Origin of the sequence: Leuconostoc gasicomitatum LMG 18811 (assembly GCF_000196855.1) — a bacterium.
GTDB classification, from domain to species: domain Bacteria; phylum Bacillota; class Bacilli; order Lactobacillales; family Lactobacillaceae; genus Leuconostoc; species Leuconostoc gasicomitatum.
Map to the genome: position 1 here is coordinate 1,677,378 of NC_014319.1, position 16,020 is coordinate 1,693,397.

Sequence of the window (16,020 nt, forward strand, 5' to 3'; positions counted from 1 at the left end):
CCGACTCAAAAATGAGATTAACTTATTTTCCCTAGATCTCTAATTGTTTACTTTGCTTTTTTGAGCGCGTTTAATCGGTCTTCTGTTGCAACTAGCTTCGCTTGCCAGTCAGCAAGCTTTTGTTTTTCAGAAAGAACCACAGCTTCTGGTGCCGAGTTCACAAACTTATCATTTCCTAACTTGCTTTCCGCACGCTTCACCTCAGCAGCAAACTTTTTAGTCTCTCCTGTTAAGCGATCAATTTCAGCATCGATATCAATTAACTCAGCCAAAGGCACATAAATCTCTGCACCAGAAATAACTTGTGACATAGCCAATGCCGGTATGTCAATTTCTGCCGAGATTTGCAATAACTTTGGATGTGCAAAACGATTAATATAATCTACATTTGATTTAAAGATATCGATCAACTTATCATCAGTTGTTTTAACTAATAAATCAATTGCTGTTGACATTGGCGCATGTGCTTCCGAACGAATGTTGCGCACAGCCACAATTAAATCTTGTAGTGATTTAAATGCCATTTCAGCTGCTTCATTGGCTAGTTCAGCATGTACCACTGGATATTTTGTAACAGAAAAATCAGCATTTTTGCCAGCCTGATCAGGCATTTCTTGCCAAATTGATTCTGTAACAAACGGCATAATTGGCTGTAGCAGACGCAATGTTTGATCTAAGACATACGCTAATGTTTGTTGTACGGGTGCTTTATCAGCATCTCCATTCAGGGTTTCTTTGGTCATTTCAATGTACCAATCAGCAAAATCAGACCAAATAAAGTTATACAGTTCACGGCCAGCTTCACCAAATTCAAATCTATCAAAATTACGCGTAACATCTTCGATTGTTGTATTTAATCGTGATAATATCCATTTATCACTTAATGACAGCTTGTCTAAATCAGGCAATGTTGATGGCGTCTTTTCATCCAAATTCATAATAACATAACGCGATGCATTCCAAATTTTGTTAATGAAATTCCAAGCAGCATCCATTTTATCATATGTAAAACGCACATCTTGACCCGGAGTTGAACCAGTTGCTAAGAACCAACGTAAAGCATCTGCACCATACTTTTCGATAACGTCCATCGGATCTACACCATTACCCAGTGACTTAGACATTTTACGTCCCTCACCATCGCGAATCAAGCCATGGATTAACACATTTTTAAATGGTCTTTGCCCTGTGAACTCTTTGCCTTGAAACATCATACGTGCTACCCAGAAAAATATAATATCATAACCTGTTACCAATGTGTTTGTTGGATAGTATTTGGCAAAATCATCTGCTTTATTATCCGGCCAACCCATTGTTGAAAAAGGCCATAATGCTGATGAAAACCAAGTATCTAGCACATCAGGATCTCGTTGCCAACCCTCACCCTCTGGTTCATCCGTTCCAACATATATTTCTTCTTGGTCCGTACCCTTATTCTTGTACCATGCGGGAATTTGATGCCCCCACCATAACTGTCGAGAAATAACCCAATCACGGATATTATCCATCCAGCGTGTAAACGTATCTTCAAATCTGGCGGGTACAAATTCAACCTTTTCATCAGCATTTTTTTGCATATCTAGTGCCTGCTTAGCTAATGGTGCCATTTTTACGAACCATTGTGTTGACAGACGTGATTCGACAGGAACACCAGTGCGTTCAGAGTGACCAACTGAATGTACAATTGGATCAACCTTTAACATATGATTCCCAGACTCAAGATCCGCAACAATCGCCTGACGCGCCTCGAAACGTTCTAAGCCATTATATTTGCCAGCCTTATCATTTAAGTGCCCATCATCAGTCATCGTGTTAATCCGTTCCAAATTATGGCGATTACCCACTTGAAAATCGTTAGGATCATGTGCTGGCGTAATTTTCACCATACCTGTCCCAAAATCCTTTTCAACATACTCATCTGCAATAATCGGGATTTCACGGCCTACAAGTGGTACCATGACTGTTTTACCAATCAAATCTTTATAACGTTCATCACTTGGATGCACAGCAACTGCGACATCACCAAACATTGTTTCTGGACGCGTCGTTGCAATTTCAATATAATTCTTGCCATCAATTGTCGTTCCATCTGTAAATGGGTATTTGACATGATAAAATGCACCTTCATCATCTTGATAAATAACTTCAATATCCGATAAAGCTGTTCTGGCTTGTGGATCCCAATTGATGATGTATTCTCCCCGATAAATCAGACCTTTTTTGTATAGATCAATAAATACCTTATTAACTGCTTTATTTAGGCCATCATCTAATGTAAAACGTTCGCGATCAAAATCGAGAGATAAGCCCATTTTTCCCCATTGTTTTTTGATCGTTGCTGCATATTCGTTCTTCCAATCCCAAACCTGTTCAACAAATTTTTCACGTCCTAAATCGTAACGAGAGATACCTTCTGCACGTAAACGTTGTTCAACCTTGGCTTGTGTTGCAATTCCTGCATGATCCATGCCAGGCAACCAAAGTACATCCATGCCTTGCATCTTTTTCTGACGAATAATCATATCTTGCAAAGTTGTATCCCAAGCATGGCCCAAATGTAATTTACCCGTAACATTAGGTGGTGGAATAACAATGGCGTATGGCTCTGGCTCATTGCCTTGAATAGCCCGATTTGATTCTGGGGCAAATAATTTCTTTTCTTGCCATTTATCATAACGCCCTAATTCCACAGCGGTTGGATCATACTTCGTTGACATATCAATTTCACGCATATTTTCTCCTTTTTTATGGTTACACTGAAAAATCGCCCTAAAAATTAAATTAGGACGATTTTCACCGTGGTACCACCTGTATTGTTGCTGACATATCAATATCAACAACCACTTTACTTATTTATATTTTAACACTTAGCAACCTTGGGCATTAACATCACTGAATTTCCAGCAGCATCAGTTCTCTATCGATGTATTTGCTTAATCCTCTAAGATAGTGCTAATATTACTAGAAAACAAACCATTCGTCAAGACTTTATTTCATGCGTTTAAAATAATTATCAGGATAGAAGACATAATTTACCCAGGAAAATTTTCCAGACAAGTAGATGGCAAAAATGCTAATACACCAAGAAATTACCAATGTACTAATAACTAACAAAGTATATGGTGGCAGAGCTACTTTTAAAATTAGTGTGCGAATAATTGACGCAACTGGGGCATGAACAAGATAAATAATCAAGGAATAACGACCGTATTTTGTAAAATATCTTGTGATGCCACCATTTTTAACATGTGAAAATATATATATAAATATTGGTATACTTGTGATTTTTGAAATCATATTTCCAAGTGACATCATATCAGTATTAAACCAATCACCACCTTGGCTTCCTTGCCAAAAAAAGTTGCAGAAAAATAATACACTGCAGGCGGATATGATATATTTATTTTCCAGAATTTGTGGTTTTTCTTTTAAGGTATACCCGATATAAAAACTTCCTACCCACATAAATAAACTTTTAACCGGATAAACAAGATTTGAAAATGGCATCACACTATATAATAACAAACCTGCATACAGTATCATTTGCCAATGAGGTGGTATATGAATAAGATGCATAAATTCCACAAACACATAAACCAAAAATAAAACATATAAATACCATAAATAGCCAACTGGCATAACATAAATCTGTAATAAATCATGCCATGAATTTAAACTATGGACCCCCGGACTAATATGTTGCAGTACAACATATATAATAGAAAAGATAATATATGGCATGCCTAACCTGAATAGCTTGTTCATTATTTTTTTAAAAAAATCTTGACTATTTTGTACCGGTTTGTAAACATATCCTGACAAAGCAAAAAAAATAGGCATAACAATTGTAAATAGTAAGCCCATCGTCATCTCCGAAAAAACATCACACTGAGGATACATTTCAGTTTTGTAGATACCCTCAACAACATGTACGACGACGACTAAAAACACTGTGATGCCCTTCGCAAAATCTAGCCACATGATTCTCTTTTTCGACACATTTATCTCCTAATTATAGCCACGGAAAAAATTGAAGCTAATATATGAATGACTTATAAATCATTAGACAACCCGCTTTTTTACTTCAAACCAACACTAATTCTCAGTGCGTGTTCAACCTGCTGCATTTCAGCAGATGAAACATTAATATGCGCTATTTTATCGCGTAATCGTCGTTTATCTATTGTACGAACCTGTTCTGCTAAAATAACAGAATCACGCTTCATTCCGCCCATATGTGCCGGTAATAAAACATGCGTTGGCAATTTTGGTTTTGATATTTGTGATGTTATGGCAGTAACAATGGTTGTTGGTGAATTTGCATTTCCAACATCATTTTGAATAATTAATACCGGCCGAACTCCAGCCTGTTCTGAACCAATTCCTTGTTTCAGATCTGCATAAAACACATCACCTCGCATCACTGCTTGATATTCTTCTTTCATAAATTCCCACTTATTATGTACGCGCCTTAGCGCTTTTAATTATATATTCTTGGTAGTCTTGAACTAAACGTTGTCGATATTTCATGCGGAATTGTTTTAGCATATTCTGCAAATTCTTCGAGAGTTATTTCTTCATCACCATCTTGACCAATTAGTGTTACCTCTGTATTAACAGGGTATTTTTTATCTAACGATATAACAATTTGATCCATTGTGACACGACCAATGACATGTTCAACATGTCCGGCAATTAATACTCTCATTCCAGTCATTCGTCTTAAGTATCCATCGGCATAGCCAATTGGTAATGTTGCTACCCATTGTGGCCTTTCTGCTGTATATGTGGCACCATAACTAACAGATTCTCCAGCCTGCAATTCATGAACAAATCCTATGCGCGATTTAAGTGATAGGACACTTTTTAATTTAATTGGCATGTCACGTTCTGGGGCGCCAGGATTATATCCATATAGCACAGAACCTACACGTATCGTATGAATATTAATTTCTTTTTTATGCCATAACGCAGATCCAGAATTTGCTAAATGCCAATACTTCTCTGGTATGTTTGCCCCATGCACCCATTTATAAAAATTTTCAACCTGATGATCATAATAGCTTTGATTATTGTCATCCGCAGTAGCAAAATGTGTAAATGCACCCATCAGTTGTAATTTATCCGACGACTGAATGAATTCATACATTTCCTTGACTTGTGATTGAGAGTGCGCACCCATACGACCCATACCAGTGTCAATCGCTAATTGTACTTCTAACACTTTACCTTCAGGTATTAATTTAACTGCTTGTTGCAACCAACTTAAGTCTCCCACGGCTGGTGATAGGTGATATGCTACCATAATATCTACAAAGGCAACATCTTGCACACCTAGCAATAATATCTGAAAATCATCATATGTCACTTCTTGACGCAATATAGCCGCTTCAGCAATTGTTGCAACTGCAAAATCACGAACACCAATCTCATACAAAGCTTTTACCGTAGCAACAGCACCGAATCCGTATCCATTCGCTTTGACAACTCCGATCAATCGTTTTGCGCCAGTATATTGCATAATTATTCGCGCATTTTCCTGGATAGCCTCTGAATCAATTGCAATCCAAGATGGTCTGGTTCGTAAAATATCAACTTTTTTATTCATCATAAAACCCCATGTTTAGGAAAAATTTTTAAACTTATTCGCTCCCACATCGTTAAACGTTCAATAATTACGACAGTATTAACTCTGTCTCCACTATGTGTAATCGCTACATGTGTCTTGTACAAAAATTTTTTTACACGCATAATTGGCCGGCCGTTAGGTGCATTTAAAATCTCTATATCATGCCAATGTACTTTTTCACCAATGCCATATCCTGTTGCCTTCGAAAAAGCTTCTTTGGCAGAAAACCGGCCAGCAATAAATTCATTGTAATGTTTACCCTTACGTTTAGCTGCTTGGCTACGTTCTGTTTCGGTCAAAATAGTTGTAATAAAATTATTTTGTCTTTCAACAATCGCCTCTACACGACTGATAGATTCTGTATCATTTCCTATTCCAATTATCATGTCTCTATTGTATCAAAATGTGTCGATTTCACCAAGTTGTTGTTATCTTGACACTTCACGTCATTTGTTAATGCATCGCTTAAATTTAAATATACACCCTTCACCATTAAAAAACACAGTAAAGTTGTAAACTTACTATTCTGTTTATTCATTTTCTTACCTCTTAATTAGTTAATAAGAAAATTGTAATATGTCATCACATTTAAAACAATGAAAATAGCCTAACGTGTCATGTTTTTGGCATAATTGGTAAATACTAATTGAATTGCAACATTAGAAAAAATAAAAAGGTTGCAGTATCATTGAGATACCACAACCTTTTTATGCCGTCGGTGGGAGTCGAACCCACACGGTGTTGCCACCACTGGATTTTGAGTCCAGCGCGTCTGCCAATTCCGCCACAACGGCAAATACAAAGCCTTAAGCTTATAGGGCGGTAGAAGGGGATCGAACCCTCGCATGCTGGATCCACAAACCAGTGTGTTAACCACTTCACCACTACCGCCATGGCAGGGATAGAGGGAATCGAACCCCCATCAACGGTTTTGGAGACCGCTATTCTACCGTTTAACTATATCCCTACAATCATAAAAATCAGCTAATGCTGATATAACATGGTAAGGAGTTGCACCCCACATAACACTGGCTGTTCATGCTTATTCATTCGTATACTTAGCGGTCGCAGCGGGGCTCGAACCCGCGATCTCCTGCGTGACAGGCAGGCGTCCTAACCAACTGGACCATGCGACCAATGGACGCTACAGGGATCGAACCTGTGACCCCCTGCTTGTAAGGCAGGTGCTCTCCCAGCTGAGCTAAGCGTCCCTATGGAGAGGAAGGGATTCGAACCCTCGAAACAATTCCTTGCTTACATAGTTTCCAACCATGCTCCTTCGGCCAGACTCGGACACCTCTCCGATTCTTCCACTCTCTCACTATCTTCTTACTTCATAAACCAAAAGTACCCTTCTCAGAGTACTCTCTATGTACGGCACCGCATCTTCCTATCCTCGCAGCCAGCGATCCGGCAACTACTTTCGGCGTGATAGAGCTTAACTTCTGTGTTCGGAATGGGAACAGGTGTGTCCTCTATGCTATCAATACGACACCTTTGAGTTTTACACTCAAAACTAAATAGTATCAAATTCTTCTTCTAAATTTTGCCACTCATATCTCTTGAACTTCCGTTCTTGACTTTGGTTAAGTCCTCGACCTATTAGTACTAGTCCGCTTCATTGATCACTCAACTCCCACTTCTAGCCTATCTACCTCATCATCTCTAAGGGGTCTTACTTCTTTCGAATGGGAAATCTCATCTCGAGGCGAGTTTCACACTTAGATGCTTTCAGCGTTTATCTCTTCCAAACATAGCTACCCAGCAATGCTCCTGGCGGAACAACTGGTACACCAGCGGTTTGTTCACCCCGGTCCTCTCGTACTAAGGGCAACTCCTCTCAAATTTCCTGCGCCCGCGACGGATAGGGACCGAACTGTCTCACGACGTTCTGAACCCAGCTCGCGTACCGCTTTAATGGGCGAACAGCCCAACCCTTGGGACCGACTACAGCCCCAGGATGCGATGAGCCGACATCGAGGTGCCAAACCTCCCCGTCGATGTGGACTCTTGGGGGAGATGAGCCTGTTATCCCCAGGGTAGCTTTTATCCGTTGAGCGATGGCCCTTCCATGCGGAACCACCGGATCACTAAGTCCTACTTTCGTACCTGCTCGAGTTGTTGCTCTCGCAGTCAAGCTTGCTTATGCCTTTACACGCTACGAATGATTTCCAACCATTCTGAGCAAACCTTTGAGCGCCTCCGTTACCTTTTAGGAGGCGACCGCCCCAGTCAAACTGCCCGCCAGACACTGTCCACGATCACGTTAAGTGACCAGTGTTAGAATGTTCATACAACGAGGGTAGTATCCCACTTTTTGACTCCGACTAGACTGGCGTCCAATCCTCTTCGTCTCCTACCTATTCTGTACAAGCAGCACAAACATTCAATATCAAGCTACAGTAAAGCTCCATGGGGTCTTTCCGTCCTGTCGCGGGTAACCCGCATCTTCACGGGTATTTAAATTTCACCGAGTCCCTCGTTGAGACAGTGCCCAGATCGTTACGCCTTTCGTGCGGGTCGGAACTTACCCGACAAGGAATTTCGCTACCTTAGGACCGTTATAGTTACGGCCGCCGTTTACTGGGGCTTCAATTCGTACCTTCGCCGAAGCTAAGCACTCCTTTTAACCTTCCAGCACCGGGCAGGCGTCAGCCCCTATACTTCATCTTACGATTTTGCAGAAACCTGTGTTTTTGATAAACAGTCGCCTGGGCCTATTCACTGCGGCTCATCTTTTACAATGAGCACCCCTTCTCCCGAAGTTACGGGGTCATTTTGCCGAGTTCCTTAACGAGGGTTCTCTCGCTCACCTTAGTGTTCTCCACTCGACTACCTGTGTCGGTTTGCGGTACGGGCAGTGTAATACTCCCTAGAAGCTTTTCTCGGCAGTGTGACATCACAGACTTCTCTACTTTATTTCGATCCGCATCACAGCTTGTTCTTATCAGAAAAAAGCATTTCACTCTTTCCCAAACTTACTGCTTGCACGCACATTTCCATCAGTGCGCTTCTGTTAGCCTCCTGCGTCCCTCCATTGGTCAAACGCATTACTACTGGTACAGGAATCTCAACCTGTTAGCCATCGACTACGCTTCTCAGCCTCGCCTTAGGTCCCGACTAACCCTGGGAGGACGAGCCTTCCCCAGGAAACCTTAGTCATTCGGTGGACAGGATTCTCACCTGTCTTTCGCTACTCATACCGGCATTCTCACTTGTAAGCGCTCCAGTAGTCCTTACAGTCTACCTTCTTTGCCCTTACAACGCTCTCCTATCGCGTGCTTTACGCACACCCGCAGTTTCGGTAATATGTTTAGCCCCGGTACATTTTCCGCGCAATGGCACTCGACTAGTGAGCTATTACGCACTCTTTAAATGGTGGCTGCTTCTGAGCCAACATCCTAGTTGTCTATGCACTATCACATCGTTTTCCACTTAACATATATTTAGGGACCTTAACTGGCGATCTGGGCTGTTCCCCTTTCGACGGTGGATCTTATCACTCATCGTCTGACTCCCATTCATACATAGCTGGCATTCGGAGTTTATCAAACTTTGGTAACCCGAGATGGGCCCCTAGGCTTAACAGTGCTCTACCTCCAGTATGCTTATAATGAGGCTAGCCCTAAAGCTATTTCGGAGAGAACCAGCTATCTCCAGGTTCGTTTGGAATTTCACCGCTACCCACAGTTCATCCGAGCATTTTTTAACATGCACCGGTTCGGACCTCCAGTAAGTTTTACCTCACCTTCATCCTGACCATGGGTAGGTCACCTGGTTTCGGGTCTACAGCATCGTACTATTCGCGCTATTCACACTCGCTTTCGCTGCGGCTCCGGTCTTTCCACCTTAACCTCGCACGATACCGTAACTCGCCGGTTCATTCTACAAAAGGCACGCCATCACCCATTAACGGGCTCTGACTTCTTGTAGGCGTCGTGGTTTCAGGAACTATTTCACTCCCCTTCCGGGGTGCTTTTCACCTTTCCCTCACGGTACTGGTTCACTATCGGTCACTAGGGAGTATTTAGCCTTACGGGATGGTCCCCGCAGATTCCGACCGGATTTCACGTGTCCGGCCGTACTCAGGATCCTGAAAGAAGTGTGCTTTATTTCGCGTACGGGGCTATCACCCTCTTTAGCCAAGCTTCCCAACTTGTTCTGCTATAAAACACTTTTGTAACTTCTATTTATCAGTCCTACAACCCCAGAATGCAAGCACTCTGGTTTGGGCTCTTCCCGTTTCGCTCGCCGCTACTTGGGGAATCGATTTTTCTTTCTGCTCCTGCTGCTAATGAGATGTTTCAGTTCACAGCGTGTTCCGTCAATAATCTATGTATTCAACTATTGACAACTCTTTGCGAGTTGGGTTTCCCCATTCGGAAATCTCTGGGTCTTAGCGTACTTACCGCTCACCAAAGCTTATCGTAGTTAGTCACGTCCTTCATCGGCTCCTAGTGCCAAGGCATCCACCACGCGCCCTTATTAACTTAACCGTCACAACCAAAGTTGTGCTTTAAGTTTATGAGTTGGTCTTCTTTCAGACCTGCGTTTTTTTCCATTCCTGTTACAGAACTTCTTTATTGCTTTGTTTCTCGGCTTAATTTATTAATAATTTTACTTATCTTTAAAAGAATTTGTTACTATTCAGTTTTCAATGTGCAACTCCGGCAGCTTTGACACTGCCTATGGAGAATAGCGGGATCGAACCGCTGACCCCCTGCTTGCAAAGCAGGTGCTCTCCCAGCTGAGCTAATTCCCCATAGGTGTCATCTTTGACCATGATCCCTATGTCGGTATCACACTCAAAACTAAACAAAACTTTGAACTTCTTGAACTGGCAATCTAATGCCCCTGCTACTTTCCGTTTATCCTTAGAAAGGAGGTGATCCAGCCGCAGGTTCTCCTACGGCTACCTTGTTACGACTTCACCCCAGTCATCTGTCCTGCCTTAGACGGTTCCCTCCTTACGGTTAGGCCACCGGCTTTGGGCATTACAAACTCCCATGGTGTGACGGGCGGTGTGTACAAGACCCGGGAACGTATTCACCGCGGCGTGCTGATCCGCGATTACTAGCGATTCCGACTTCGTGCAGTCGAGTTGCAGACTGCAGTCCGAACTGAGACGTACTTTAAGAGATTAGCTCACCTTCACAGGTTGGCAACTCGTTGTATACGCCATTGTAGCACGTGTGTAGCCCAGGTCATAAGGGGCATGATGATCTGACGTCGTCCCCGCCTTCCTCCGGTTTGTCACCGGCAGTCTCGCTAGAGTGCCCATCTGAATGCTGGCAACTAACAATAAGGGTTGCGCTCGTTGCGGGACTTAACCCAACATCTCACGACACGAGCTGACGACGACCATGCACCACCTGTCACTTTGTCTCCGAAGAGAACACTTCTATCTCTAAAAGCTTCAAAGGATGTCAAGACCTGGTAAGGTTCTTCGCGTTGCTTCGAATTAAACCACATGCTCCACCGCTTGTGCGGGTCCCCGTCAATTCCTTTGAGTTTCAACCTTGCGGTCGTACTCCCCAGGCGGAACACTTAATGCGTTAGCTTCGGCACTAAGAGGCGGAAACCTCCTAACACCTAGTGTTCATCGTTTACGGTGTGGACTACCAGGGTATCTAATCCTGTTTGCTACCCACACTTTCGAGCCTCAACGTCAGTTACAGTCCAGTAAGCCGCCTTCGCCGCTGGTGTTCTTCCATATATCTACGCATTCCACCGCTACACATGGAGTTCCACTTACCTCTACTGCACTCAAGTTAACCAGTTTCCAATGCCTTTCCGGAGTTGAGCTCCGGGCTTTCACATCAGACTTAATTAACCGTCTGCGCTCGCTTTACGCCCAATAAATCCGGATAACGCTCGGGACATACGTATTACCGCGGCTGCTGGCACGTATTTAGCCGTCCCTTTCTGGTATGGTACCGTCAAACTAAAGTCATTCCCTACTCTAGCTGTTCTTCCCATACAACAGTGCTTTACGACCCGAAAGCCTTCATCACACACGCGGCGTTGCTCCATCAGGCTTTCGCCCATTGTGGAAGATTCCCTACTGCAGCCTCCCGTAGGAGTTTGGGCCGTGTCTCAGTCCCAATGTGGCCGATCAGTCTCTCAACTCGGCTATGCATCATTGTCTTGGTAAGCCTTTACCCCACCAACTAACTAATGCACCGCGGATCCATCTCTAGGTGACGCCGTAGCGCCTTTTAACCTGGTATCATGCGATACTAAGTTTTATTCGGTATTAGCATCTGTTTCCAAATGTTATCCCCAACCTTGAGGTAGGTTATCCACGTGTTACTCACCCGTTCGCCACTCACTTGAAAGGTGCAAGCACCTTTCGCTGTGCGTTCGACTTGCATGTATTAGGCACGCCGCCAGCGTTCATCCTGAGCCAGGATCAAACTCTCAATTTAAATGAATTTAAATTCATCGCTTGAAGATGTACTCTTCGATTAAACTGACTAATTGTTATATCTCTATAACGTTGATCCGTTTTATTTGTTTGTTACGAATTGACTTCGCAAATTTGTTTCTTTAGCAATACTTTCGTACCACTAGCAACAGATTCGTTTGTTCAAAGTTTTGTTCAGTTTTCAATGTGCTACGCGCTGTCTCTCGCTTGAGACAACTATATTATCTTACCACGCTTCGCTCGCTCTGTCAACTACTTTCTGAAACTTCTTTTTAAAAGCTCTTCAAGTTCTTGTTTCCTGACACTTCGTCGCGCCTGTCCTGCCTTAGAACATATACTAATATACCAACTTCCTTCCCTGCCGTCAACACTTTCTCCCCTTCTTTTTCCCCTTTCTTTTTTTCCTCCCTTTTTGCCCCCTTTCTTCTCTACTACATTCGCTTTTTATCCTGATTTATTCCCCTTACCTATTCCCTCGTTCGCTTTTTTCTCCTCGCCCTTTACCCTTTCTTTACTATCATGATAACGTGAGTTTTAAATCTTCTGAATGAATTAACTTGAATTTCGTCATAAAAAGCCATTTAAGCGTAAAAGAAATAGCAATCGGTAAGATAAGGAACGTTAACAATACACTTATTATTGCTAGCAGAGATTTATCAGATATACTGTAAGCTGTCAAAGGTCCAATCAAACCAGAAAAACCAAACCCTGCTGAAAATGGTGTGCCCTTAATATCTAGAATAGTAGCAACCATCCCCATTATCATGGCGCCAATGGTTGTTGGTATAAATAATTTTGGTTTTGTCAGCATATTAGCCATTTGAATTTTAGGAGAACCAATAAAATGTGCTAATGTTGCGCCAATGGGATTAACTCGTGATCCCATTGCTGCCAAAGTAAAACTAGCAACAACAATTCCAGCGTTAGCTGCTCCTGAGCCAACACCTGTTAAATTGATTGCCATAGCAATACCAACCGAAGAGAGCGGAGACACAATTAGAAAAGCAAAAATACCTCCCAATAGGGCCCCTAACAATAATGGTGTTAAATCTGTCGCATAAGCAACAGCTTCACCAATTAAAGTTTGCACTTGTCGCAAGGGTCCTAATGTTATTAAACCAATTCCACCAGCGACCAGCAACACAAATAAAGGCTGTAGTAACATTTTTAAATGACCAAACATATTTGTCGTTGTTTTTACTAACGCTGTAGCAAGAACGGCTATTAATAAAATATTTAAAATAACCCCTGTACCACTTATCAACATGCCTGTTTTAGTTTGTGTTACCACACCAGAAGAGACAAACATTGCCAATGCTATTGATCCAGAGTCAATAGCTGATAGCTTAAATATTTGTCCAACAGAAAAACCCGCAACAATCGGCAAAGTACTCTGTATCAGAGTTGTCATAAATCCAATTTTTGTTGCAATAGGCATGCCAGTGAACAGCAAAAGCAGTTGACTAACCAATGCACTTGGAATCAATGTAATAACAATACCCAAACTTGTCCCATTTAAAACATCGACAATAAATTTTTTAATCTGTGCACCATTACTGTTCTGATTCATTTTTGTTGCATGTATTATCGTGCTAGTCATATTTTTTACCTTAATTATGTATGCGCAGATGCGCGTTAATAAATTACGCACCTCTAGTAATTCGAGGTGCTTGTTGTCACTTAACTAGTCAACATCTCATGAGAACGATTGCTTTTTATCTCTTATAATATCTCGTTTTTAAGAGATTCATAAAGGTTCTAGTTCAGCTTATTTTCAGACATATACTGTGTTAATCGTGTCATTGCTTCTTGCAAATTTTCCTGTGAAGCTGCATAACTTAGTCGAATGTAACCTTCTCCTCCAGGGCCAAACGAAGCACCAGGAATGACTGCTAGTCTACTTTTATGCGCTAAATCACGTGCAAACTCAAAATCATCTTGAATATAACCTGTCGGAATTTTAGCAAAAATATAAAATGCACCATCTGGTTTAGGTATTTGAAAGCCAAGTGCTGTCATTGTTTCGTAGATAAAGTCTCGTCTTGATTGGTATTCAGCTTTCATCTGCAAAGTATCTTGTCGACCCAAATCAGTAGACAAAGCCTCAGTGGCTGCTGCCATTGCGGAGTTAGTAGCCGTCGTAATCGTAAATTGGTGAATTAAACTAAATTTAGATACTAATTCTGCCGGTCCAGCCAAAAAGCCTATACGGTATCCTGTCATTGCATGTGATTTAGAAACACCGTTTAACACAACCGTTTGTTCCGGTAAATATTTAGCCATCGAGACGTGTGTTGTCTCGTATGTTAATTCTGAATAAATTTCATCTGAAATAACAACAATATTTGTCTCACGCAAAACATCTGCAAGTGCCTTTACTTCCTCTTCACTATAAGTCACACCTGTAGGGTTTGAGGGAAAGTTCAATACGACTGCTTTAATACTGTCTCCATATTTCTGGATCGCTTCCTTTAACATTTCCGGACTCAATACAAAGTTATTTCTAGATGTATCAATAAATACTGGTTCGCCCCCACCAACAAGCGTCACTGGTATATACAATGGAAATATTGGTGTTGGCAATAATATTTTATCCCCCTTGTTCATTAGCGAAGTTAACACGGTATAAATGGCCTCTGTTGCGCCAACTGTAACGATGATTTCAGTTGCCGCATCATATTTTAATCCGTAACGATTTTCTAAAAATAAAGTCACTGCTTGGCGTAATGCAAGTGTGCCATTTGAAGCAGCATAGTGAGAATCATCTTGTGTAATTGATTGTTTAGCTGCTTGCTTAATATGTTCTGGTACATTAAAATCAGGTTCACCTAATGTTAATTTTAAAATATCAGGAATACCACTCACTTCGTTATCAAATGCCCTAATAGCACTTGGTTGAACCTTATCTAGATTACGGTTGAAAACTGTCAATAAAGACTTTTTTGCTCTAGGCATATTATTTTTCCTCTTCATGGTTGGTTTCACAAAAACGCACATTCGAGATTTACCGAATGTGCGTTTGTTCTACAAACTGAACTCACTACGGTACTCGGTGAACGACCATCCGAGTACCAACGTAAAATACTCTTGGTAAACGGTGGGCTAACTAAAATACCAAAAGTAAAATTCATTTTCAATTGTATTGCTCTTACTCATCATTTGTTAAAAACCCTCAACTATTTATGAGATAATTGTAATTGTTTTTAATCCATTTGTCAATAAAAAATAGTTACTGACATGAGAAATAAAACTATGCAGCTACTATCATAGTGTTACTAATTTTTTTGAGGCAAACTACGCCCATTCATAATGTCATTTACAAGTAAGTCAAGCCTGACCTTTGTCTTTGACCAATCATCATTAGCTAATTCATAAGCGACATTTTTTAATTCAGTCGGTAACAAGACATCACGCAAAAACTCTGGTGAAGCAACACGTTGCTTAACAGCCGTTGGATCATCACCACGCACTTGAACACGCTCAACTAATACTTCAGGGCTGGTGACCGTAACAAAAATGATCACTGCCTGTTTCCCAAGTTCACGAGCATAAGTTATTGCGCCAGCAGTGTCCAATACAATTGTAATATACGGACTTTTTTGCCAAGCACATTCAAGTGCCTCATAAGATGAACCATATTGTGATCCTGCGTATTTTACTCGCTCTAAGTAGTGTTTCGTTTCAAATGTGATATCATCTTCGAAATAGTATGATATCCCATTAATTTCTCTATCCCGTGGTGCTCTTGTTGTGTGTGTAATAACACGTGGCATACGATAATTATCTTGTAAATATCGCGCAATTGTTGTTTTACCTACTCCAGTTGCACCCGTAATTACAAATACTTTATTGTCTTTCATATATCCTAATTCCTTACCTTTTCCATTGTAACGTATCTTGTCACCCAAAGTTAGACATTCACGTTTTAAATTGTTAGAATAATAGTTATGGTTTAATTAAAATA

8 protein-coding genes, 7 tRNA genes and 3 rRNA genes are annotated in these 16,020 nt (G+C 41.4%); all 18 read right to left on the minus strand.

The window, feature by feature from the left end; genetic code table 11:
• Positions 1–47: 47 nt before the first annotated feature.
• A complete protein-coding gene (locus LEGAS_RS08210; RefSeq protein WP_013231964.1) occupies positions 48–2,732 on the minus strand; it encodes a valine--tRNA ligase in 2,685 nt (894 codons plus the stop codon).
• 256 nt (positions 2,733–2,988) lie between these two features.
• Positions 2,989–3,999, minus strand: a complete 1,011-nt coding sequence (locus tag LEGAS_RS08215; protein ID WP_013231965.1) for an acyltransferase family protein — start codon at positions 3,997–3,999, stop codon at positions 2,989–2,991.
• Positions 4,000–4,079: 80 nt separating this feature from the next.
• On the minus strand, positions 4,080–4,445 hold the full coding sequence (locus LEGAS_RS08220; RefSeq protein ID WP_010383533.1) for a type II toxin-antitoxin system PemK/MazF family toxin: 366 nt from the start codon (positions 4,443–4,445) through the stop codon (positions 4,080–4,082).
• Positions 4,446–4,480: 35 nt separating this feature from the next.
• Positions 4,481–5,608: an alanine racemase gene (alr, locus tag LEGAS_RS08225; protein WP_010383532.1), complete on the minus strand. Its 1,128-nt coding sequence runs from the start codon at positions 5,606–5,608 to the stop codon at positions 4,481–4,483.
• Complete coding sequence (gene acpS, locus LEGAS_RS08230) at positions 5,608–6,015, minus strand: holo-ACP synthase (protein WP_010383530.1); 408 nt, start codon at positions 6,013–6,015, stop codon at positions 5,608–5,610. The genes alr and acpS overlap by 1 nt, the downstream gene beginning before the upstream one ends.
• A gap of 324 nt (positions 6,016–6,339) precedes the next feature.
• Positions 6,340–6,423, minus strand: a tRNA-Leu gene (locus LEGAS_RS08235).
• Positions 6,424–6,447: 24 nt separating this feature from the next.
• A tRNA-His gene (locus tag LEGAS_RS08240) sits at positions 6,448–6,520 on the minus strand.
• 2 nt (positions 6,521–6,522) lie between these two features.
• A tRNA-Trp gene (locus tag LEGAS_RS08245) sits at positions 6,523–6,596 on the minus strand.
• A 95-nt stretch (positions 6,597–6,691) separates the two neighbouring features.
• Positions 6,692–6,765: transfer RNA gene (locus tag LEGAS_RS08250), tRNA-Asp, on the minus strand.
• A 2-nt stretch (positions 6,766–6,767) separates the two neighbouring features.
• A tRNA-Val gene (locus LEGAS_RS08255) sits at positions 6,768–6,840 on the minus strand.
• 3 nt (positions 6,841–6,843) lie between these two features.
• Positions 6,844–6,932: transfer RNA gene (locus tag LEGAS_RS08260), tRNA-Ser, on the minus strand.
• Positions 6,933–7,006: 74 nt separating this feature from the next.
• A 5S ribosomal RNA gene (gene rrf, locus LEGAS_RS08265) occupies positions 7,007–7,123 on the minus strand.
• A gap of 88 nt (positions 7,124–7,211) precedes the next feature.
• Positions 7,212–10,125, minus strand: a 23S ribosomal RNA gene (locus LEGAS_RS08270).
• A gap of 193 nt (positions 10,126–10,318) precedes the next feature.
• A tRNA-Ala gene (locus LEGAS_RS08275) sits at positions 10,319–10,391 on the minus strand.
• 116 nt (positions 10,392–10,507) lie between these two features.
• A 16S ribosomal RNA gene (locus LEGAS_RS08280) occupies positions 10,508–12,057 on the minus strand.
• Together the 16S, 23S and 5S rRNA genes with 7 tRNA genes alongside form the textbook arrangement of a ribosomal RNA operon.
• Positions 12,058–12,573: 516 nt before the next feature.
• Positions 12,574–13,626 (minus strand): PTS sugar transporter subunit IIC, encoded by a 1,053-nt coding sequence (locus tag LEGAS_RS08285; RefSeq protein WP_010382107.1) that lies wholly within the window; start codon positions 13,624–13,626, stop codon positions 12,574–12,576.
• Between the two features lie 188 nt (positions 13,627–13,814).
• Positions 13,815–15,011 (minus strand): aminotransferase class I/II-fold pyridoxal phosphate-dependent enzyme, encoded by a 1,197-nt coding sequence (locus LEGAS_RS08290; RefSeq protein WP_010382105.1) that lies wholly within the window; start codon positions 15,009–15,011, stop codon positions 13,815–13,817.
• Positions 15,012–15,331: 320 nt separating this feature from the next.
• Complete coding sequence (locus LEGAS_RS08295; RefSeq protein ID WP_010382103.1) at positions 15,332–15,916, minus strand: nucleoside/nucleotide kinase family protein; 585 nt, start codon at positions 15,914–15,916, stop codon at positions 15,332–15,334.
• Positions 15,917–16,020 lie beyond the last annotated feature (104 nt).

What these genes read in the sequence shown, in the direction of transcription:
- LEGAS_RS08210 (WP_013231964.1), bottom strand. Translation starts at nt 2,732, where the DNA reads ATGCGTGAAATTGATATGTCAACGAAGTATGATCCAACCGCTGTGGAA.
- LEGAS_RS08220 (WP_010383533.1), bottom strand. Translation starts at nt 4,445, where the DNA reads ATGAAAGAAGAATATCAAGCAGTGATGCGAGGTGATGTGTTTTATGCA.
- alr (WP_010383532.1), bottom strand. Translation starts at nt 5,608, where the DNA reads ATGAATAAAAAAGTTGATATTTTACGAACCAGACCATCTTGGATTGCA.
- acpS (WP_010383530.1), bottom strand. Translation starts at nt 6,015, where the DNA reads ATGATAATTGGAATAGGAAATGATACAGAATCTATCAGTCGTGTAGAG.
- LEGAS_RS08285 (WP_010382107.1), bottom strand. Translation starts at nt 13,626, where the DNA reads ATGAATCAGAACAGTAATGGTGCACAGATTAAAAAATTTATTGTCGAT.
- LEGAS_RS08290 (WP_010382105.1), bottom strand. Translation starts at nt 15,011, where the DNA reads ATGCCTAGAGCAAAAAAGTCTTTATTGACAGTTTTCAACCGTAATCTA.
- LEGAS_RS08295 (WP_010382103.1), bottom strand. Translation starts at nt 15,916, where the DNA reads ATGAAAGACAATAAAGTATTTGTAATTACGGGTGCAACTGGAGTAGGT.